This is a genomic window from Achromobacter sp. JD-1, assembly GCF_038594925.1.
Classification (GTDB): domain Bacteria; phylum Pseudomonadota; class Gammaproteobacteria; order Burkholderiales; family Burkholderiaceae_B; genus Achromobacter; species Achromobacter spanius_C.
Genome location: NZ_JBCGCS010000017.1, coordinates 72,601 through 92,204, shown reverse-complemented (window position 1 = coordinate 92,204; position 19,604 = coordinate 72,601). Strand labels below are relative to the sequence as shown.

The following is a 19,604-nucleotide window of genomic DNA, read 5'->3' as shown; positions in this document are numbered from 1 at the left end:
CGCAGTACGAGGTGCTGTGGATAATGGGGGGTTTACCCTGGAACAGTCTAGCATGCCAAACAGCCCAATAGACCCAAGCGGCGCGGGAGATCTGGCTCAGAATCCCGCTACGGATTCTGTGGTGCCGGCAGCGTCTGAGGCCGTGCCTGGAACCAGCGTCGAACCCCGCTTTGTCGAGTATCCAGGCAGCCCCTATCAACTGTTCCAGCCCTATCCCCCAGCGGGCGATCAGCCCGCCGCCATTGAGGGCCTGCAGCAAGGGATAGAAGACGGCCTGATGTTCCAGACGCTTTTGGGCGTTACGGGTTCGGGCAAAACCTACACCATGGCCAACGTGATCGCCCGCTTGGGGCGTCCCGCGTTGGTGCTGGCACCCAATAAGACGCTCGCGGCGCAGTTGTACGCGGAAATGCGCGAGTTTTTCCCAAAAAACGCGGTCGAGTACTTCGTTTCCTACTACGACTACTACCAGCCCGAGGCTTATGTGCCCACGCGCGATCTGTTCATTGAGAAGGACTCGTCCATCAATGAACACATCGAGCAAATGCGGCTGTCGGCCACCAAGAGCCTGCTCGAACGGCGCGATACGATCATCGTGGGTACGGTATCGTGCATCTACGGTATCGGCAACCCGGGCGACTACCACGCCATGGTGCTGATTCTGCGCAGCGGGGACCAGATCTCGCGGCGGGAAATCCTCGCGCGCCTGGTGGCGATGCAATATACGCGCAACGACGCTGAGTTCACCCGTGGCGTATTTCGGGTGCGGGGCGAATCCATCGATATTTTTCCCGCAGAAAGTGCCGAGTTGGCCCTGCGCCTGACCCTATTTGATGACGAGATCGAAAGCCTGGAGCTTTTTGACCCGCTGACCGGTCGCATTCGTCAGAAGTTGCCCCGTTTCACTGTCTATCCCGGTTCGCACTATGTCACCCCCCGCGATACGGTGTTGCGTGCGATTGAAACCATCAAGGAAGAGCTACGTGAACGGGTAAAGCGGTTTGTCGACGATGGCCACCTGGTCGAGGCGCAGCGGCTGGAACAGCGGACTCGGTTCGACCTGGAAATGCTGCAGGAATTGGGTTTCTGCAAAGGCATTGAAAACTACTCCCGCCATTTGTCGGGGGCGGCTGCCGGGGAGCCGCCGCCCACGCTGATTGATTACCTGCCTTCCGATGCCTTGATGTTCATTGATGAAAGTCACGTGACCATCGGGCAACTCAGCGGCATGTACCGTGGGGACAGATCGCGCAAGGAAACGCTGGTGCAGTATGGGTTCCGGCTACCGTCCGCGCTGGACAATCGGCCGCTCAAACTCGAGGAATTCGAGGTGCGGATGCGCCAGTGCGTGTTCGTGTCTGCAACTCCCGCGGCATACGAAAAAGAGCATGCCGACAATGTGGTCGAGCAGGTTGTGCGACCCACCGGCCTGGTCGATCCGTTGGTGGAAGTGTTGCCAGCCCGCACGCAGGTGGACGATTTGCTAGGCCAGATCAAGGTTCGGGTATCGCTAGGCGAGCGTGTCCTGGTGACAACGCTTACCAAACGCATGGCCGAAGATCTGACTGACTTCCTGAGCGAGCATGGTGTCAAGGTCCGTTATCTACACTCCGACATCGACACGGTCGAACGCGTGGAGATCCTTCGCGATTTGCGGCTCGGGACGTTCGACGTGTTGGTTGGGATCAACCTGTTGCGTGAGGGCCTGGATATTCCCGAGGTTTCGCTGGTGGCGATCTTGGATGCAGACAAGGAAGGGTTCCTGAGGTCGGAGCGCAGCCTGATTCAAACCATCGGCCGGGCCGCCCGCAACCTGAATGGTCATGCAATTCTGTATGCAGACCGTATTACGGATTCCATGCAGCGCGCCATGGAGGAAACCAGCCGTCGACGCGCCAAGCAGTTGCAATTCAATATTGACAATGGCATCACGGCGCGCGGCGTACGCAAGGCAGTGCGAGAACTGATTGATGGCATCGTCGCGCCGGTGCAGCATGACGCTTTGGAAGCTGCGGTTCCGGCCGAGTTCTTGAAGGATGAAAAGGCATTGGCTCGCGAACTCAAACGCCTTGAAAAGCTGATGATGGACCACGCTCGGAATCTGGAATTCGAGCAGGCAGCCGCTGCCCGCGACGCGCTCACCGCCTTGAAGCAGCGGGTACTTCTGGACGGGGCTGTGTGACCATTTGGTCTCTGTCCATGCATTCAACCATGCTTACATAAAGCTGAAAATCATGAGACCTGATGGTGTAGTGGCGTCAGTTTCGCTACGCACTGGGTCAGCGCCTTTCTCTTATGAGTCTCAGCATTTGAATTTGACTGTAATGCGCTGATTTAATTGGGTAAATTTAAATTTAATGCACGCTGGTACCCAATTGTCCATTTGCAAAAAAAGCTTGCCTTATCTCGGGTTTTCCCGCACACTTACTCCCATGATGACCAAGGTACTTTTCGTTTGCATGGGCAATATCTGTCGCTCGCCGAGCGCAGAGGGCGTGTTTCGCCATTTGGTGAACGACGCGGGTTTGGGCGATGTGGTTCGCATCGACTCCGCGGGCACGCACGCGTTTCACATTGGCGAGGCGCCTGATGCCCGGGCGCAGGCTGCGGCGCGTAAGCGTGGCTACGAGATTACGCACTGTGAGGCGCGTCAAGTCACTGCGGAAGATTTCCGCGACTTTGATCTTATCCTCGCCATGGATTGGGACAACCTGTCCGCCATGCAGCAACAGTGCCCCAAAACCTATCAGCACAAACTGATGTTGCTGATGCGTTTCGCCAATGAGTTCGAGGAGGCCACTGTGCCGGATCCCTACTACGGCGGCGCTGATGGCTTTGGCAAGGTGCTCGATTATTTGGAAGACGCCTGCCAGGGGGTCCTGGAATTGGTCCGCAAGCGCGCTACCCAGTACCAAGCGGCCTGATCGCTTTTACATAGAACCGCCAGCAGTGCGGCTCTTGAGGTACTTGGCAGTGAAAAAACCGCGCAACCGCGCGGTTTTTTCTGGCCTGGAGCCATACCAAATTAGTCGGGAATAGGCTATACTTGACCCAATTACTCGGGTATTGACCGCTGGATTCGCTGGCGGCCATTGCCGAATCACAGGGAACCCACCATGCGGCTAACTACCAAAGGGCGTTTCGCCGTGACTGCCATGATCGATCTCGCCATGCGCCAGCATAGCGGCCCGGTCACTCTTGCGGCCATCAGCCAGCGTCAGAACATTTCGCTTTCCTATCTGGAACAGCTATTCGGGAAACTGCGTCGTCACGAGCTCGTGGACAGCGTGCGTGGCCCGGGCGGCGGGTATTCGCTTGCGCGCCTTGCGCGCAACGTGACCGTTGCAGACATCATCTTCGCGGTCGATGAGCCGCTGGACGCCACCAGTTGTGGCGGTAAACGGGACTGTACGAGCGGCAATGACGGCAAGCCGGGCAAGTGCATGACGCATGAGCTTTGGGCCACGCTGAATCGCAAGATGGTCGATTACCTGGATTCGGTGTCCCTGCAAGATCTGGTCGATCAGCAGCGCGTGCGCCAATTGCAGGAAGCCAGCAATCAAGCGCAGGCCTGCGCGGTGCGTGTCAATCGGGTGGGGGGCGCCAATGCCGCCGCCAATTCCCCGACCACGGCCGTAGCGGCCAATGCCACCGTATAAGCAGCATCAGGAGTTGTAGATATGACCACCCGCCCGATTTATTTTGATTATTCGGCCACCACACCTGTTGATCCGCGCGTCGTGGACAAGATGGTGCCCTGGCTTTACGAAAACTTCGGCAATCCGGCGTCGCGCAGCCACGCTTATGGTTGGGATTCCGAAGAAGCGGTTGAGCGCGCCCGCGAAGAAGTCGCCAAGCTGGTGAACGCCGACCCGCGCGAAATCGTATGGACTTCCGGTGCAACGGAATCCGACAACCTGGCCATTAAAGGCGCCGCGAATTTCTACGCGGAACGCGGCAAGCACATCATCACCGTCAAGACCGAGCACAAAGCCGTGCTTGATACCTGTCGTGAATTGGAGCGCCAAGGCTTCGAAGTCACTTACTTGAACGTAAAGGACGACGGGCTGATTGATCTGGACACCTTCAAGGCGGCACTGCGCCCCGACACGGTGCTGGTATCGGTCATGATGGTGAACAACGAGATCGGCGTCGTCCAGGATATCGAAACGCTGGGCGAGATCTGCCGCGAGAAGGGCATCATTTTCCATGTGGACGCTGCTCAGGCGACCGGCAAGGTGGAAATCGATCTGCAAAAGCTGAAAGTCGATTTGATGTCGTTTTCGGCGCACAAGACCTACGGTCCCAAGGGTATCGGCGCGTTGTACGTGCGCCGCAAGCCGCGTATCCGCATCGAAGCGCAAATGCACGGCGGTGGTCACGAACGTGGTTTCCGTTCTGGCACGCTGGCCACGCATCAGATCGTGGGCATGGGCGAGGCGTTCCGCCTGGCTCGCGAAGAAATGGGTACCGAGAACGAGCGAGTCCGCATGTTGCGTGACCGTCTCTGGAACGGCCTCTCGCAGATCGAAGAGGTCTATTTGAACGGCGACATGGACCAGCGGGTACCGCACAACCTGAACGTCAGCTTCAACTACGTCGAAGGCGAGTCCCTGATCATGGCGATCAAGGAACTGGCCGTGTCCAGCGGTTCGGCTTGCACGTCGGCCAGCTTGGAGCCTTCGTACGTGCTGCGCGCACTGGGCCGAAATGACGAGTTGGCGCACAGTTCCATCCGTTTCACGCTGGGCCGCTTCACGACCGAAAAGGAAGTGGATTACGCGATTGAATTGCTCAAGAGCCGCGTTGGCAAGCTGCGCGATATGTCGCCGCTGTGGGAAATGGCCAAGGAAGGCATTGACTTGAACACCGTGCAGTGGGCCGCGCACTAAGCGCCCGCGCCAAGAAATTCGTGGAGAAATAACATGTCTTACAGCACCAAAGTTCTGGATCACTACGAAAACCCGCGCAACGTTGGTTCGTTCGACAAGTCGGACGAGTCGGTGGGCACCGGCATGGTCGGCGCGCCCGCCTGTGGCGACGTCATGAAGCTGCAGATCAAGGTGAATGAGGCCGGCGTGATCGAAGACGCGCGCTTCAAGACCTACGGCTGCGGCTCGGCCATCGCGTCCAGCTCGCTCGTGACCGAGTGGGTCAAGGGCAAGACGTTGGACCAAGCCATGAACATCCGCAACACGCAGATTGCCGAAGAGCTGGCCTTGCCGCCGGTGAAAGTGCACTGTTCCATCCTGGCCGAAGACGCAATCAAGGCCGCGGTGCAGAACTACAAAGAAAAGCACTCGGCGCCGGCTGAAGCGGTGGCAGGCTGATCATGTCCGTCACCCTGACCCAACAGGCAGCCAATCACATCGGCCGCTACTTGCAAAAGCGCGGAAAGGGTATTGGCTTGCGGCTCGGCGTTAGGACGACGGGCTGCTCCGGCATGGCCTACAAGTTGGAATACGTGGACGACTCGGCGCCGGAAGACGTCGTGTTCGAGAGCTTTGGCGTAAAGGTCTTCATTGACCCGAAGAGCCTGGCTTACCTGGATGGCACCGAGCTGGATTACGCCCGCGAAGGCCTGAACGAAGGTTTCAAGTTCCGTAACCCCAACGAGAAGGCGACCTGCGGCTGCGGCGAGTCGTTCACGGTGTAAGTCTTGGCTGTAGACGACCATTTCACGCTGTTCGGCTTGCCCGCCCGTTTCGATCTGGACGCGCAAGCCTTGGAAACCTCGTGGCGCGCTGTTGCCGCGCAGGTGCATCCTGATCGCTACGCCACAGCCAGTGCCGCGGAACGTCGCGTCGCCATGCAGTGGGCGGCGCGCGCCAACGAGGCTTACCGCGTGTTGCGAGATCCCTTGCTGCGGGCGCGCTATCTGTGCGAACAGGCAGGCGTGGATTTGCAGACCGAGAGCAACACGTCCATGGACACGGCTTTCCTGATGCAGCAGATGACGTGGCGCGAGATGCTGGATGACGCGCGCGACGATGCTGATGCCTTGGCGGCGTTGCGCACTGAGCTGGAAGAGGCGCGAGTTTCGATGCGCGCCACGCTGAAACGCCTGCTCGACGACGAGCGCGATTACGCGGCCGCAGGCCTGAAAGTGCGGGAATGGATGTTCGTGGAAAAGCTGGCGCAAGAGCTGGCAGACGCCCAGCCCGCCGGATAGCGAACCCTGTGTTGCGGGGCTCCCGCCGTAGCGGGTGCCAGCACGCCGCTGCTCACTGACCAGAAGAACACAATCATGGCCTTATTGCAGATATCCGAGCCCGGTGAGTCGCCCGCGCCGCACCAGCGCAAGCTGGCGGTGGGCATTGATCTGGGCACTACCAATTCCCTCGTTGCCGCTGTGCGCAGCAGCGTGGCTGAAGTGCTGCCAGACGCGCAAGGCCATGCCTTGCTGCCGTCGGCGGTGCGTTATTTTCCTGGTGGCAAAGTCACGACCGGCCGCGAGCCGCTGGCGCAGCAGGCTGAAGACCCCTTGAACACCGTGGTGTCCGTGAAGCGATTCATGGGCCGCTCGTTGGAAGAGGCGCGCGCCACGCGGGCGCCTTACGAATTTGTGGATGCACCCGGCATGGTGCGTATTCGCACGGTGCAGGGTGACCTGAGCCCTGTTGAGGTGTCGGCGCAGATTCTGGCGGTGTTGCGCCAGCGCGCCGAAGACGTATTGGGCGACGATCTGGTGGGCGCGGTGATTACCGTGCCCGCTTATTTTGACGACGCACAACGCCAGGCGACGCGCGATGCTGCCCGCTTGGCTGGCCTGAACGTGCTGCGCCTGCTGAATGAGCCGACCGCCGCGGCCATTGCCTATGGCCTGGATCATGCCTCGGAAGGCGTCTATGCCGTATACGACCTGGGCGGCGGCACGTTCGACATTTCCATTTTGCGTCTGACGCAAGGCGTTTTCGAAGTGATTTCGACTGGCGGCGATACGGCGCTGGGCGGTGATGACTTCGATGCCTTGATCGCCGACCACGCGGTGGCCAAGCTGGCCGCTGGTGAATTTTCACCCGCCGACCGCCGTGGCCTGTTGATGGCCGCGCGCACCGCGCGCGAAGCCCTGTCGACCGCCGATAGCGCCTCGCTGAAGCTGCCGCTGTCTGACGGGCGTGAGGTTGACCTGGTATTGACGCGCGATGAGTTCGAAGCGTTGGCGCAGCCGCTGATTGAACGCACCCTGGATTGCGCGCGCCGTGCCTTGCGCGATGCGTCGCTGAAGCCAACTGACGTGCGCGGCGTGGTGATGGTGGGCGGCGCAACGCGCATGCCCGTGGTGCGCGCCGCGGTGGGCAAGGTGTTTGGTACCGAGCCGCTGACCGATCTGGATCCCGATCAAGTGGTGGCGCTGGGCGCCGCGTTGCAGGCGAATTTGCTGGCGGGCAACCGCGCGCCGGGCGAAGACTGGCTGCTGCTGGACGTGATTCCGCTGTCGTTGGGCCTGGAAACCATGGGCGGGCTGGTTGAGCGCGTGATTCCTCGCAACAGCACCATCCCCGTGGCACGCGCACAAGAGTTCACCACGTTCAAGGACGGCCAGACGGCCATGAGCATTCATGTAGTGCAGGGCGAACGCGACCTGGTGGCGGATTCCCGTTCGCTGGCGCGATTTGAACTGCGCGGCATTCCTCCCATGGTGGCTGGCGCAGCGCGCATCCGCGTGACGTTCCAGGTTGATGCCGACGGGCTGCTCAGTGTGACCGCTCGTGAGCAAAGCACGGGTGTCGAGGCCGCGGTCTCTGTCAAGCCGTCCTACGGGCTGAGCGACGACGAAATTGCGCAAATGCTGGCCGACAGTGTCGCGCAGGCGGATACGGATGCCCGCGCGCGCATGCTGCGCGAACAGCAGGTGGACGCTCGCCAACTGGTGGAATCGGTGCAGGCCGCGCTGGCAGTGGACGGCGATTTGCTTGACGCCGATGAACGCAAGCGCGTTGACGAATGTCTGCAAGCCGCCATCGACGCGCAGGCCGCGGACGATGTGGACACGGTAAAAGCCGCGGTGCAGGCCTTGTCGGCTGCAACCGACGACTTTGCCGCGCGCCGCATGGATCGCAGCATTCGCGCCGCGTTGGCAGGCCGCAAACTTGATGAGATTGCTTGAAAACACGATATGCCGAAACTGACTGTATTGCCTCATCCCGACTACTGCCCCGAAGGTGCCGTGATTGAAGACGCGCCCAAGGGCGTGTCGATCTGTCGCGTATTGCTGGATAACCACATCGACATCGAGCACGCCTGCGAATTGTCGTGTGCGTGCACGACCTGTCACGTGGTCATCAAGCAAGGCTATTCCGCGCTGGAAGACGCGACGGACGACGAAGAAGACCTGCTGGACAAGGCCTGGGGCCTGACGCCCACGTCGCGCCTGTCGTGCCAGGCGCTGGTGACCGACACAGACCTGACGGTAGAAATTCCGAAGTACACCATCAACCACGCCAAAGAGGGCCATTGATGAAGTGGACCGATACCTACGACATAGCCACCGCCCTGGTCGACGCGCACCCCGACGTTGACCCCAAGACGCTGCGCTTTACGCAGTTGCGCGAATGGGTCATGGCATTGCCTGAATTCAACGACGACCCCGCCCACTGTGGCGAGAAAATCCTTGAGGCTATCCAGATGGCCTGGATAGACGAAGCGGACTGACCCGCCGACGCGAAAAACGCTCCCGACAGGGAGCGTTTTTGTTTGCGCGGCCGTCATGCCGCGCCAAGGGCGGCCACGGTATCATCAAGGGTCCGCACGTTGTGACCATCCTACCTGTTCGAGTCTACTGATGCCCGCTGCCCAACTGCGCTTTGGCCTGGCCGCCAACCGTCTGCACCACGAAACCCCCGACGCCGCCCTGTTCACCTGGCTACGCGCGTGTTCGTCCACGATACGCGAGCTCGGCGTGCAGTTGCACACCGTTGGCCGCACGCATGACGCCATCGTGCGTGAAGGCATGCTGCAAGGCTATAGCGGCCTGGTTCGCTATCCCTACGGACGCGAAGGCGGGCTGATGAAGCTGGTAGCCCGCGTGACCGAAGGGCGCGATGGGCAGGCTCCTTTTGACGGCGCAATCTATCTGATCGACCCCGTGGATCCGTCGTCGATTTTTCCGGAGGCGCTGGCGTTGAAGCGGCAGTGCATCACCCACGGCCGTCCTTTCATTTCGACCTTGGCGGGCGCCATCGAATGGATGGAAGTCGAACGCCTGCACGCGGGACTGGCGCCGGATGCGTCCGTATCGCGCTTGTTCAATTTTTCTGGTCAGACCTTGGCCATGATTGCCCACGATGCGCTCAAGGACGAGATGGTGGCGTTCGCAAGCGAGCATTTCGATGTGCTGTCGCAGTTTGCGCGCCGCGTCGCGACGGGTACCACGGGCGGGCGGCTGAATGACCTGGCCTGGTCGCGTGGGTGGCCGAAAGATAAGCCCTGGGTGCATCGCTACCTGAGCGGACCGCTGGGCGGTGATGCCCAGATCGCCGAGCTGGTGCTTGAACATCAATGCCAGCGTGTGATCTTCTTCGAAGACCCGCATGTTGCACGCCAACACGAGGCCGACATCCAATTGCTGGAGCGCGCCGTGCGCGTGGTGACGGAATCGGCAACCTGCGCGACGTCGCCCACCGTGGCGCGGCGCTGGGCGCAGGCGGTGGAAAAGCGCATGGGGCTGATCTAAAACGCTGATTACGCGAGCGAGCGGCCATTGATGATGATCCGGTCAACCCGATCGGCTACGGCGGTTGCCGCCAGCGACAGCAGCAGTTTGGCCAGCGCGCTTGGTCCGATCTGGTGAAGCCCGATTGGTGCTCGGTCTGCATTCGATGATTGTCACGTGGACATCCGGCCAGTGTTGCAAGCTGAAGCAGGAGAACCCTCTTGACCTATCTACGCTACGACGTCCGCGACCGGGTCGCGGAAATTCATCTGTGCCACGCGCCAGTCAATGCGTTGGACGTGGACATGCTGGACGCGCTGATCGCCGCGCTTGAACGCGCCAATGCCGATACGCAAGTGCGCGCGGTGCTGTTGGCCAGCGACTTGCCCGGCCGGTTCTGCGCCGGGCTGGACATGAAGACGCTGCTGGCCAGTTCGCCGGTTCAAGTTCATGCGCTGCTGACCCGGCTGTACATCAAGCTTTACGATGCGCAGTTCAACCTGACCAAACCATCGATTTCAGTCGTGGCTGGTGCGGTGCGGGGCGGCGGGATGACGGTCGCCATTTCCAGCGACATGATCGTGGCCGCGGACACCGCGTCTTTCGGCTATCCAGAGATCGATGTTGGCGTGTTGCCGGCGATCCACTACGCGCATCTGCCTGCCATCGTGGGCAAGCACCGCGCGTTCGACCTGCTCTTCACCGGCAGGACATTCAGTGCGCAAGAGGCGCGCGATTTGGGCTTGGTCGCGCGCGTTGAAGAGGAAGGACAACTGTTGGAACGCGCGCGGCTGCTGGCGCAGTCCTTGGCGAGCAAGCCGCCGCAGGTGCTGGCGATGGGGCGACGCGCCTTTGTGTTCGCCAACGACAACGACTACCGCCGCAAACTTGCCACAGCGGTCGAGGTATTCTGCAACGCCGCGGCCACACCCGACGCGGCCGAAGGCCTGGCGGCCTTTGTGAACAAGCGAGCGCCAGTCTGGAGCGATCCGCAGGGGTAGCTCGCGGTTGCGTTATTGCCCCTTGAACACCGGCGCGCGCTTTTCGCGGAACGCCTGCACCCCTTCGGCGAAGTCCACGCGCGTGGCCGAGTCCAAAAAGCGCCCCGTTTCGTTAGCCAGCTGCGTTTCCAGCGAGGCATGCTCGGCTGAGCGCAGCAGGTCTTTCGCGCCCGCGATGCCGTGGGGCGCGTGGCGCGCCAAATCCTCGGCATAGTGTTCCGCGGCCTGGGAAAATTCGCCAGCCGGTGCGCTGCGGGTGATGATGCCCCAGGCCAGCGCGTCGCGCGCGGTGAAGGCATCGTGACGCAGCAGCAGGTCCAAGGCGCGCTTGGGGCCCAGCACGCGGGCCAGGCCGTGCGTCATGCCTGCGTCGGGCGTGGCGCCCAGCTTCAGATATGCCGTCATGAAGCGGGTGTCGTCTTCGGCAATGGCCAGGTCGCATGCCAGCACCAGGGACAAGCCCGCGCCCGCTGCGACGCCGTGCACCTGCGCCAGCCATAGCTTGTTCATGCGGACGATGCGCGCCACGAAATCGTTAAGCGGCGTGAATAGATCCTGCAGCGTGGCGCGGACCTGCGCGGGCTCGCCCGTAAACATGCTGATGTCGCCACCCGCGCAGAATGCCTTGCCCGCCGCGCACAGGCGCACGACGCGGATAGCGGGCTGCGTTTCGATCCACTGCGCGGCGCGTTGCAGGTCGCGCGCCATGGCAACATCGATGGCGTTGAGGGTGTCAGCGCGGTTCAGCGTCAGCGTGACGATGGCGTCATCGGCAGTCAACAGCAGCGTCTGAAACGCCGGAAGTTCCTGGGTCATGGCTTGTCTCCGTTATCGGGTAAGTACCAACTGTCGATCCAAAAACCGCGATGCTATGGTCTGAACCGAGCGCTTGCTTGGTTTTGTTTTAAGCAGACCTAGCGTAACGCATAGTGCTACCGCATAGAACGATTTTCCAGCGCTGGATTGGCGTAGGTAAAGACAGGTTCGTTGCATCTCCTGCCTCGCGGGTTGCCGATTCATCGTTTAAAAAATGTCCGCCCAAGGCGGCAAAAAAACTTCGCGATCAATCAGCGAGGAGACAAATGGTGGATCAGTCCAAGCACGCTCCTTTACTGGAGGTGGATGGGGTTACCTTGGCGTTTGGCGGCGTCAAGGCGCTGACCGGCGTGGGGCTTAGCGTGGCGCCCGGCACGATCACCACGGTGATCGGCCCGAACGGCGCGGGCAAGACCTCGCTGTTCAACACCATTTCCGGCTTCTACAAACCGGCCACGGGCCACATCCGATTTGAAGGCCGGGACATCACCCGCGTAGCGGCGCCCGAGCGCGCCCGGTTGGGCCTGGCGCGCAGCTTCCAGAACATCGCGCTGTTTCGCGGCATGACGGTGCTGGACAACATCAAGCTGGGGCGGCACGCGCACCTGCGCACCAATGTGCTGGACGCCTTGTTCTACTTTGGCCGGGCTCGCCGCGAAGAGATGGCGCTGCGGGCCGACATCGAAGAACGCATCATCGACTTTCTTGAAATCGACCATATCCGTCATGCTCCGGTGGCGGCCTTGTCGTATGGCTTGCGCAAGCGCGTGGAGCTGGCGCGCGCGTTGGCGATGCAGCCCAAGGTGCTGATGCTGGACGAGCCCGTGGCCGGCATGAACCGGGAAGAAACGGACGACATGGCGCGCTTCATCCTGGATGCGCGATCTGAATGGGGCGTGACGGTGCTGATGGTGGAGCACGACATGGGCATGGTGATGGACCTGTCCGATCACGTCGTGGTGCTGAACTTCGGGCAGGTGATTGCGGACGGCACGCCCGCCCAGGTTCAAGCAAACCCGGAAGTCATCAAAGCCTATCTGGGCGCGGGCGATGTGGGCGACCTGCGCCGCCGCCTGCGGGAGGCCGCGTGATGGATGCGCTGTTCTTTGTGGAAGTGAGCCTGGCGGGTTTGGGCAGCGGCGGCCTGTACGCGCTGGCGGCTTTGGCTTTCGTGATCGTCTACAAGGCGACGCGGGTCGTGAACATCGCCATCGGCGAATTCCTGATGTTGGGCGCGTACGTGTTCTATGCCTTCGCAACCAGCATGGCGTGGCCGATATGGCTGGCCATCGTCGGCGCGGTGGTGGTGTCGGGGGCGTTGGGCGCGTTGGTCGAGCGCTTGACGATACGGCCAATGCTGGGCGAGGCCCCAATCTCTGTCTTCATGGTGACGGTGGGGCTGGCGTCGATTCTGGTGGGCGCGGTGGAACTGATCTGGACGGCTGACCAGCGCCGCCTGCCGGAGTTCATGCCGCGTTCGCCGGTGATCATCGGCGAAGCCTTCGTCGCGCCCAAGGTGTTCTACGGATTCTGGGTGGCGGTGGTATTGGCGCTGCTGGTGTTGGTGGTGTTTCGCTACTGGCGCGGCGGCGTGGCGCTGCGGGCGACGGCATCCGACCAGGGCGCGGCCTATGCCATGGGCATCAACGTGCCGCGCGTGTTCTCGCTGGCGTGGGTCGCTGCCGGCGCATTGGCCGCCGTCTCCGGCGTGATCGTGGGCGCCATCGGTGGCATCTCCTCGTCGATGGGCGTGTTTGGCCTGTCGGTGCTGGTGGTGGTGATCGTGGGCGGGCTGGACAGTGTGGCGGGCGCGCTGGTGGGTGGCGTGTTCATCGGTTTGCTGGAGGCTTGGGCGGGCGCCTACCTGGGTGGCGAATTCAAGCTGCTGGCCACTTTCATCGTACTGGTCGTGGTGTTGATGGTCAGGCCGTATGGCCTGTTCGGCACCCGTGAAATCGAGAGGCTTTGACCCATGCGCATCGCAACCGCGAAGCAGACTTACCTGGCTGACGAAGCCCTGTTCGATACGCGCACCCAGCATGTGTGGCTGGCTTTGCTAGCGGCGTCGCTCGTGCTGTTTCCCTTCGTGGCGGACGCCTATTGGCTGTACCTGGCGTGTCTGGTCGCCATCAACATCGCCAGCGCCACCGGCTTGAACATCCTGACGGGCTACACCGGGTTGGTCAGCCTGGGGCAGGCGGCATTCATGGGGCTGGGCGCGTACACCGTGGCGGTGATGGAACTGCGGCTGGGCACGCCGGTGCTGGTCAACCTGTTGGGCGGCGGCGTGGTGGCGATGTTGGGCGGCTTGCTGGTGGGCATACCGTCGCTGCGCGTAAAGGGCTTGTACCTGGCAATTTCGACCATTGCTGCCTCGTTCATTGCGCACTTCATTTTTGCGAACTGGGAATTCACCGGCGGGACCAGCGGCTTGCAGGTGCCGCCCGCGCGCGTGCTGGGCACGGACCTGGATACGTCCTTCAAGATCTATTGGCTGATCGTGCCGGCGACGGTGCTGATGGTGTTGGGCGCGGCGAACCTGTTCCGCACCCGCATCGGGCGCGCGTTCATCGCCATCCGCGACCGCGATATTTCGGCCGAAGTGCTGGGCATCCACTTGCTGCGCTACAAGCTGCTGTCGTTCGGCCTGTCGTCGTTCTATGCGGGTGTGGCGGGGGGGTTGTGGGCGTATTTCTTTCGCGTCGTCACGCCCGAGAGCTTTCCGCTGATCATGTCCATCTTCTTCCTGGCCGCCATCATCGTGGGCGGCATGGGCTCGATCCTGGGGGCCATTCTGGGCGCGGTGTTCATGACCATGGTGCCCGAACTGCTCAAGCTCATCGTGGGCTGGCTGCCCGTGGGCGGCGACGCGCTGCGCCTCGTGTCGCCCGTGCGCACCATTGTTTTCGGCCTGCTGATCGTGGGCTTTTTGATCTTCGAGCCGCATGGGCTCGCGGAAATCTGGCGGCGCGTGCGCCGCTTCTTCCACCTGTGGCCATTCCGGACCTGAACGCTGACTGGCCGATTGCAAAACGCATTGCAACACCTACAAGACCCAAGGAGACACATCATGAAGCGCATCCGGATAGGCAGCGGTTTATCGAAGTTGTTGGCCCCGTTGGGCCTGGCGGCGGCATTGGCGGCGGCGCCGGCAGCACAGGCGGCGGACGACCTCGTGCTGGGCGGGTCCATTCCCTTGAGCGGCGTGTTCGCCTTTGCCGGCCAGGGCATCCACGCCGGCATTTCCGACTATGTAAAGATCATCAACGAGCAAGGCGGCATCAAGGGCCGCAAGCTGCGCTACGTGCCGGAAGACACGGCCTACAAGGTGGATGCGTCGGTGGCGGCCTTCAAGAAAATCACCAGCCAGAACAAGGTGAATTTCTACTACGGCGATTCCACTGGCTTTTCAAAGACCATCAACGCGGAATTGAACCGCACCGGCGACATCCTGATGACCGGTGCGTCGTTCGCCACTGAACTGAATGACCCCGCCAAGTATCCGGCGCAGTTCATGCTGGGGCCGGACTACACCGAGATGTTCGGCATCTTGCTGCGCTACATCGCCAAGGAACAACCGGGCGCGAAAGTGGCGTTTGTATATTCCGACACCGAGTTTGGCCGCGACCCCATTGCCAGCTCGCGCGCCGTGGCGGAAAAGCTGGGGCTGAAAGTCGCCACCGAAATCATGACGCCGCCGGGTAGCGTGGACGTGTCGACCGAAGTGATCAAGCTGCGCCGGGCCGATCCGGACTTCACCATCTTCCACGGCTATGTGCTGGCGCCCATTCCGGAATTCGTCGGGCAGGGCAAGCGCATGGGCCTGAAGACCCGCTACATGGGCACGTTCTGGACCATGGACAACTCCACCGTGATGCAGATGGGCGAAGACGCCGAGGGCTTCATGGGCGTGATGCCTTATCGCTACTACTACGACACCGAGGGCGATGCGCCGATGTTGAAGAAGATCCGCGAAATGCGTCCGCAATACCAGAGCACCGGCTATATGCAGGGCTTCCTGGCGGCGATGCTGTTTTCGGAAGTGGCCAAGCGCACGCTGGATGCCGGCAAGGAACTGACTAGCGCCAACATGAAGGCCGCGCTGGACGGCATCAAGGACTTCGACACGGGCGGTCTGATCGGCGTGCCGGTCACGATCAAGGGCAACTCCATTCCGGTGGGCCGCATCTATCGCGCCGATGTGAAGCAAAAGCAGATGGTGCCGGCGTCCGACTGGATCGTGCTGAAGTGAGGCGGCTGTGAACCTGGGACAAAGCGCGCAGTTGGCACAGACATCGGCATCGGCCAACACCGCCGCGCCCGCGGCGGTGTTGGACATCAACAATATCGAGGTCGTCTACAACAAGGCGGTGCAGGTGCTGCGCGGCTTGTCCCTGTCGGTGCCGGCCGGCAGTATCGTGGCGCTTCTGGGCAGCAACGGGGCGGGCAAGTCCACCACGCTGAAGGCCGTGTCCGGCTTGCTGGACCTGGAGGACGGGGAACTGGTCCGCGGGCACATTGCCTTCAACGGCGGTGATACGGCGGGCACCAAGCCGCAGAACCTGGTGCGCGCCGGCCTGGCGCACGTCATGGAAGGCCGCCGCGTGTTCGAAGACCTGACCGTGGAAGAAAATCTGGTGGCGGCCACTTACGCGCTGACGGGTCGGCCCGACGCGCGCGTGGACTTCGATTTGGTCTACGGCTATTTTCCGCGCCTGTTCGAACGGCGGCGCGGCTTGGCAGGCTACTTGTCCGGGGGCGAACAGCAGATGCTGGCGATTGGCCGCGCGTTGATCGCGCAGCCCCGGCTGATGCTGCTGGACGAGCCGTCGCTGGGCTTGTCGCCAATGCTGGTGGAGAACATCTTTTCCATCATCGCGCGTATCAACGCCGAGCAAGGCGTGTCAATGCTGCTGGTTGAGCAGAATGCGTCGGTGGCGCTGGCGGTGGCGCACTACGGCTACATCATGGAAACGGGCAAGGTGGTGATCGACGGCTCGGCTGACAAGCTGGCCGCCGACCCCGACGTGCGCGAGTTCTATCTGGGCGTGGGCGGCACGGGTGACGCGCGCGGCTTTCGCGACATCAAGCACTACAAGCGCCGCAAGCGCTGGCTGTCATGAAGGACAAGGCCATGGTTGCGTTGATTGACCCCGCCGTTTGGCCCGAACTGACCCTGCCGCAGATGCTGCGCGAGCAGGCGCGGCGGCAGCCCGAGGCCATAGCCATCCGGCAAAAAGACTTTGGCATCTGGAAGCCGCTGACCTGGGCGGGCTACTGGCAGCGGGCATGCCGCGTAGGGCTCGGCCTGCGCGCCCTGGGCTTGAGTATGGGCGGCCGGGTTGCCATCGTGTCGGAGAACCGGGTGGAGTGGCTGCTGACCCAGTTGGGGGCGGGCACCGTGGGCGGCGTGGCCGTGGGCGTGTACCCCACCAGCCCGGCCGAAGAGATGGGCTATGTGCTGGAGCATGCCGACGTCGAGCTCGTGGTGTGTGAAGACCAGGAGCAGACCGACAAGGTGTTGCAGGTGGCGCACCGCTTGCCGCTGCTGCGCCGCATTGTGATGATCGAAACCAAGGGGCTGCGTTCCTATGCACCGGCCGAGCGCGAGCGCATCGTGACCTTTGCCGAGATCGAGGCTGATGGGGCACGCCGTGAGTCCGCGGAATTCGCGGCCTTGAACGCTGCCCTGGACACACAGCGGCTGGATGAAACCGGCTTGATGATTTACACCTCCGGCTCCACTGGCAAGCCCAAGGGCGCGATGCTCAGCTACCGCAACATGCGGGGCGTGGCGCCGGGCATCGCCGACCGCTTGTCGATGGACGCGCACAGCGTGCATCTGTCGTATCTGCCGCTGTGCCATGTAGCCGAACAAATGCTGTCCACCTTTGTGCCGCTATACCTGGGTTCGCAGGTGAACTTTGGCGAATCCATCCGCACGGTGCAGGAAGACCTGCGCGAAGTGGCACCGACGATCTTCCTGGGCGTGCCGCGCATCTGGGAAAAGCTGCACGCATCGATTTCGATCAAGATGCAGGAAGCGGGGCGGCTGCAACAGTGGTTGTATCGGCAGGCGTTGGCGCGCTGCGCACCCTTTCTGGAGAAGTCACGCTTGCAGTACAGCCCGGGCGAACGGCTGACGCACGCGCTGTGGTATTGGCTGGTGCTGCGCGCCTTGCAGAACTTCATCGGCTTGCGGCGCGTGCGCGTCGCAATGACCGGCGCCGCGCCCATCCCGCCTGACGTGGTGCGCTATTTCCGCACCCTGGGCGTGCCGCTGGTGGAAGTGTATGGCCTGACGGAATCGGCCGGCATGATCTTCGGCCAGCATCCCGACCGCGTGAAAGTAGGCACGGTGGGCGAACCGATTCTGGGCGTGGAGTGGAAGATGGGCGACGCCGGCGAACTGCTGGTGCGCGGCGACATGGTGTTCCAAGGCTACTACAAGAACGCGGGCGCCACGGCCGATACGGTGCAAGACGGCTGGCTGCACACGGGCGACGTGGTGGCGGAACAGGACGGGCGCGTGCGCATCGTGGACCGCCTGAAAGACATCATGATCACGGCGGGCGGCAAGAACCTGACGCCATCTGAAATTGAAAACGCCGTCAAGGGCAGCCCGTATGTGAAGGAATGCATTGTGATTGCCGATGGCCGCAAGTTCGTGTCGGCGCTGATCCAGCTTGAGTTCGACACGGTGGGCAAGTGGGCCGAGTCGCGCCGCATTGCGTTCACGCATTTCCGGTCGCTGGCCGAAACGGCGGAGGTGCGCGAACTGGTGCAGCAGGAAGTGTCGCGCGCCAACGCCGGGCTTGCGCCCGTGTCCCAGATCAAGCGCTTTCACCTGCTGACCAAGGAACTGGATCATGACGATGGCGAGGTGACGGCCACGATGAAGGTGCGCCGGGCCAGCATCTATCGCACCTACGCCAAGGAAATTGAAATGCTCTACGTTGAGGAGACGATGGCATGAACGAAGCCGTGATCGTGGAAGCGGTGCGCACGCCGTTCGGTCGGCGCGGCGGATGGTGGGCCGACACGCGGCCAGACACGCTGCTGGCGCAGACGGTGGACGGCTTGCTGGCGCGTGCCGGCTTGCCTGGTGAAAAGGTCGAGGACCTGATCGCGGGCTGCGTCAGCCAGGCGGGCGAGCAGGGCGCGAACGTGGGGCGCTTGGCGGCGATGTTGTCGACCCTGCCGGAAAGCGTGCCAGGCGTGACGCTGAACCGCATGTGTGGATCCAGCCAGCAGGCGGTGCACTTCGGCGCGCAAGCCATCGCGGCAGGCGACATGCGCTATGTGGTGGCGGGCGGTGTCGAAAGCATGAGCCGGGTGCCGATGTTCCTGGACGTGACCTTGGGGCAAAGCGAATTCAAGGGCTTTGAATCGCTGAACCCGGCGCTGCTGGAGCGCCATGCCCTGATCCACCAGATTGAAAGCGCGGAGCGCATTGCCGAGCACTGGCGCTTGTCGCAGGCCGACATGGATGACTGGGCACGCGAAAGCCATGCGCGCGCCTGGGCCGCCGCGCGCGCCGGGTTGCACGCGGAATTGCTGCCGGGTCCGCAGGCCGCTGTGCATCGCGATGAAGGCATCCGCGAAACCACCGACCCGACGCGCATGGCGGCGATGGCGCCGGCGATGCGGCCGGCGGGGCAGGGAGGTGTCACCGCTGCCAACGCCAGCCAATTGGCGGACGGCGCGGCGGCGGTATTGCTGGCCGACCACGACACGGCGCTGGCTGACGGGCTGCGGCCACGAGCCAGGTTCCTGGCGCGGGTGGCGGTCGGCTCGGACCCCGTGATGCAGTTGACGGGCGTGATCCCCGCCGCCCGCATGGCCTTGGCGCGTGCCGGCCTGGCGCTGGACGACATCGATTGGATCGAAATCAACGAGGCCTTCGCCAGCGTGGTGCTGGCCTGGCAGCGCGAGCTGGACGCCAAGCCGTCGCGCGTGAACCCGTGGGGCGGCGCGATTGCGCACGGCCATCCCTTGGGGGCGACCGGCGCGGGCTTGATGGCCAAGATGCTGGCCGGGCTTGAAGCCACCGAGGGCGAGATCGGCATGCAACTGATGTGCATCGGCCATGGCATGGCCACGGCGACCATCATCCAGAGACTGTGAACCGC

General features: G+C 62.4%; 20 protein-coding genes. 19 read left to right on the top strand and 1 reads right to left on the bottom strand.

All coding sequences use genetic code 11. From position 1 onward, the window contains the following. Positions 1-52: 52 nt before the first annotated feature. The 12 genes from uvrB (at position 53) to WBR68_RS22985 (ending at position 10,656) form a co-directional block, all read left to right on the top strand. Positions 53-2,182 (top strand): excinuclease ABC subunit UvrB, encoded by a 2,130-nt coding sequence (gene uvrB, locus WBR68_RS23040; RefSeq protein ID WP_230695355.1) that lies wholly within the window; start codon positions 53-55, stop codon positions 2,180-2,182. A 250-nt stretch (positions 2,183-2,432) separates the two neighbouring features. Continuing rightward, positions 2,433-2,924, top strand: coding sequence for a low molecular weight protein-tyrosine-phosphatase (locus WBR68_RS23035; protein WP_006225301.1), 492 nt, complete (start codon positions 2,433-2,435; stop codon positions 2,922-2,924). Positions 2,925-3,116: 192 nt separating this feature from the next. Further along, positions 3,117-3,659, top strand: a complete 543-nt coding sequence (gene iscR, locus WBR68_RS23030; protein ID WP_050445292.1) for a Fe-S cluster assembly transcriptional regulator IscR — start codon at positions 3,117-3,119, stop codon at positions 3,657-3,659. Between the two features lie 21 nt (positions 3,660-3,680). After that, positions 3,681-4,892, top strand: a complete 1,212-nt coding sequence (locus WBR68_RS23025; protein ID WP_050445293.1) for an IscS subfamily cysteine desulfurase — start codon at positions 3,681-3,683, stop codon at positions 4,890-4,892. A 33-nt stretch (positions 4,893-4,925) separates the two neighbouring features. After that, positions 4,926-5,330, top strand: coding sequence for a Fe-S cluster assembly scaffold IscU (gene iscU / locus WBR68_RS23020; protein ID WP_006220174.1), 405 nt, complete (start codon positions 4,926-4,928; stop codon positions 5,328-5,330). Between the two features lie 2 nt (positions 5,331-5,332). Beyond that, a complete protein-coding gene (iscA, locus tag WBR68_RS23015) occupies positions 5,333-5,656 on the top strand; it encodes an iron-sulfur cluster assembly protein IscA (protein WP_050445294.1) in 324 nt (107 codons plus the stop codon). Between the two features lie 3 nt (positions 5,657-5,659). Then, positions 5,660-6,172, top strand: coding sequence for a Fe-S protein assembly co-chaperone HscB (hscB, locus tag WBR68_RS23010; RefSeq protein ID WP_127184969.1), 513 nt, complete (start codon positions 5,660-5,662; stop codon positions 6,170-6,172). A 75-nt stretch (positions 6,173-6,247) separates the two neighbouring features. Continuing rightward, entirely contained in the window at positions 6,248-8,110 is a 1,863-nt protein-coding gene (gene hscA, locus WBR68_RS23005) for a Fe-S protein assembly chaperone HscA (RefSeq protein WP_230695354.1), read from the top strand. A gap of 9 nt (positions 8,111-8,119) precedes the next feature. Next, positions 8,120-8,461: an ISC system 2Fe-2S type ferredoxin gene (gene fdx, locus WBR68_RS23000; RefSeq protein WP_006225293.1), complete on the top strand. Its 342-nt coding sequence runs from the start codon at positions 8,120-8,122 to the stop codon at positions 8,459-8,461. Further along, positions 8,461-8,655, top strand: coding sequence for a Fe-S cluster assembly protein IscX (gene iscX / locus WBR68_RS22995; protein WP_050445297.1), 195 nt, complete (start codon positions 8,461-8,463; stop codon positions 8,653-8,655). The genes fdx and iscX overlap by 1 nt, the downstream gene beginning before the upstream one ends. A 130-nt stretch (positions 8,656-8,785) precedes the next feature. Next, positions 8,786-9,676, top strand: coding sequence for a methylglyoxal synthase (locus WBR68_RS22990; protein ID WP_050445298.1), 891 nt, complete (start codon positions 8,786-8,788; stop codon positions 9,674-9,676). Positions 9,677-9,876: 200 nt separating this feature from the next. Further along, positions 9,877-10,656 (top strand): enoyl-CoA hydratase/isomerase family protein, encoded by a 780-nt coding sequence (locus WBR68_RS22985; protein ID WP_230695353.1) that lies wholly within the window; start codon positions 9,877-9,879, stop codon positions 10,654-10,656. Between the two features lie 12 nt (positions 10,657-10,668). Here WBR68_RS22985 and WBR68_RS22980 read toward each other — a convergent pair whose 3' ends face one another. Further along, a complete protein-coding gene (locus WBR68_RS22980; protein WP_230695352.1) occupies positions 10,669-11,472 on the bottom strand; it encodes an enoyl-CoA hydratase/isomerase family protein in 804 nt (267 codons plus the stop codon). A gap of 266 nt (positions 11,473-11,738) precedes the next feature. Between WBR68_RS22980 and WBR68_RS22975 the strand changes: the two genes are divergently transcribed. From WBR68_RS22975 to WBR68_RS22945, 7 genes are all read left to right on the top strand, one after another. Further along, positions 11,739-12,563: an ABC transporter ATP-binding protein gene (locus WBR68_RS22975; RefSeq protein ID WP_050445301.1), complete on the top strand. Its 825-nt coding sequence runs from the start codon at positions 11,739-11,741 to the stop codon at positions 12,561-12,563. Then, positions 12,563-13,441 (top strand): branched-chain amino acid ABC transporter permease, encoded by an 879-nt coding sequence (locus WBR68_RS22970; RefSeq protein ID WP_127184965.1) that lies wholly within the window; start codon positions 12,563-12,565, stop codon positions 13,439-13,441. The genes WBR68_RS22975 and WBR68_RS22970 overlap by 1 nt, the downstream gene beginning before the upstream one ends. A gap of 3 nt (positions 13,442-13,444) precedes the next feature. Further along, a complete protein-coding gene (locus WBR68_RS22965; protein ID WP_230695351.1) occupies positions 13,445-14,482 on the top strand; it encodes a branched-chain amino acid ABC transporter permease in 1,038 nt (345 codons plus the stop codon). Between the two features lie 60 nt (positions 14,483-14,542). Beyond that, a complete protein-coding gene (locus WBR68_RS22960) occupies positions 14,543-15,724 on the top strand; it encodes an ABC transporter substrate-binding protein (protein ID WP_050445304.1) in 1,182 nt (393 codons plus the stop codon). A 76-nt stretch (positions 15,725-15,800) separates the two neighbouring features. Further along, complete coding sequence (locus WBR68_RS22955) at positions 15,801-16,595, top strand: ABC transporter ATP-binding protein (protein WP_230695378.1); 795 nt, start codon at positions 15,801-15,803, stop codon at positions 16,593-16,595. An 11-nt stretch (positions 16,596-16,606) separates the two neighbouring features. Continuing rightward, positions 16,607-18,448, top strand: coding sequence for an AMP-dependent synthetase/ligase (locus WBR68_RS22950; RefSeq protein ID WP_370641269.1), 1,842 nt, complete (start codon positions 16,607-16,609; stop codon positions 18,446-18,448). Further along, entirely contained in the window at positions 18,445-19,599 is a 1,155-nt protein-coding gene (locus WBR68_RS22945) for a thiolase family protein (RefSeq protein WP_230695349.1), read from the top strand. Before WBR68_RS22950 ends, WBR68_RS22945 begins: the two co-directional genes overlap by 4 nt. The last annotated feature ends 5 nt before the right edge of the window (positions 19,600-19,604 follow it).

Coding starts and splice junctions, on each gene's coding strand:
- fdx (WP_006225293.1), top strand. CDS start 8,120: ATGCCGAAACTGACTGTATTGCCTCATCCCGACTACTGCCCCGAAGGT.
- WBR68_RS22950 (WP_370641269.1), top strand. CDS start 16,607: ATGGTTGCGTTGATTGACCCCGCCGTTTGGCCCGAACTGACCCTGCCG.
- WBR68_RS22960 (WP_050445304.1), top strand. CDS start 14,543: ATGAAGCGCATCCGGATAGGCAGCGGTTTATCGAAGTTGTTGGCCCCG.
- WBR68_RS22965 (WP_230695351.1), top strand. CDS start 13,445: ATGCGCATCGCAACCGCGAAGCAGACTTACCTGGCTGACGAAGCCCTG.
- WBR68_RS22975 (WP_050445301.1), top strand. CDS start 11,739: ATGGTGGATCAGTCCAAGCACGCTCCTTTACTGGAGGTGGATGGGGTT.
- iscX (WP_050445297.1), top strand. CDS start 8,461: ATGAAGTGGACCGATACCTACGACATAGCCACCGCCCTGGTCGACGCG.
- WBR68_RS22980 (WP_230695352.1), bottom strand. CDS start 11,472: ATGACCCAGGAACTTCCGGCGTTTCAGACGCTGCTGTTGACTGCCGAT.
- WBR68_RS22945 (WP_230695349.1), top strand. CDS start 18,445: ATGAACGAAGCCGTGATCGTGGAAGCGGTGCGCACGCCGTTCGGTCGG.
- WBR68_RS23025 (WP_050445293.1), top strand. CDS start 3,681: ATGACCACCCGCCCGATTTATTTTGATTATTCGGCCACCACACCTGTT.
- iscR (WP_050445292.1), top strand. CDS start 3,117: ATGCGGCTAACTACCAAAGGGCGTTTCGCCGTGACTGCCATGATCGAT.
- iscA (WP_050445294.1), top strand. CDS start 5,333: ATGTCCGTCACCCTGACCCAACAGGCAGCCAATCACATCGGCCGCTAC.
- WBR68_RS22990 (WP_050445298.1), top strand. CDS start 8,786: ATGCCCGCTGCCCAACTGCGCTTTGGCCTGGCCGCCAACCGTCTGCAC.
- hscA (WP_230695354.1), top strand. CDS start 6,248: ATGGCCTTATTGCAGATATCCGAGCCCGGTGAGTCGCCCGCGCCGCAC.
- iscU (WP_006220174.1), top strand. CDS start 4,926: ATGTCTTACAGCACCAAAGTTCTGGATCACTACGAAAACCCGCGCAAC.
- uvrB (WP_230695355.1), top strand. CDS start 53: ATGCCAAACAGCCCAATAGACCCAAGCGGCGCGGGAGATCTGGCTCAG.
- WBR68_RS23035 (WP_006225301.1), top strand. CDS start 2,433: ATGATGACCAAGGTACTTTTCGTTTGCATGGGCAATATCTGTCGCTCG.
- WBR68_RS22970 (WP_127184965.1), top strand. CDS start 12,563: ATGGATGCGCTGTTCTTTGTGGAAGTGAGCCTGGCGGGTTTGGGCAGC.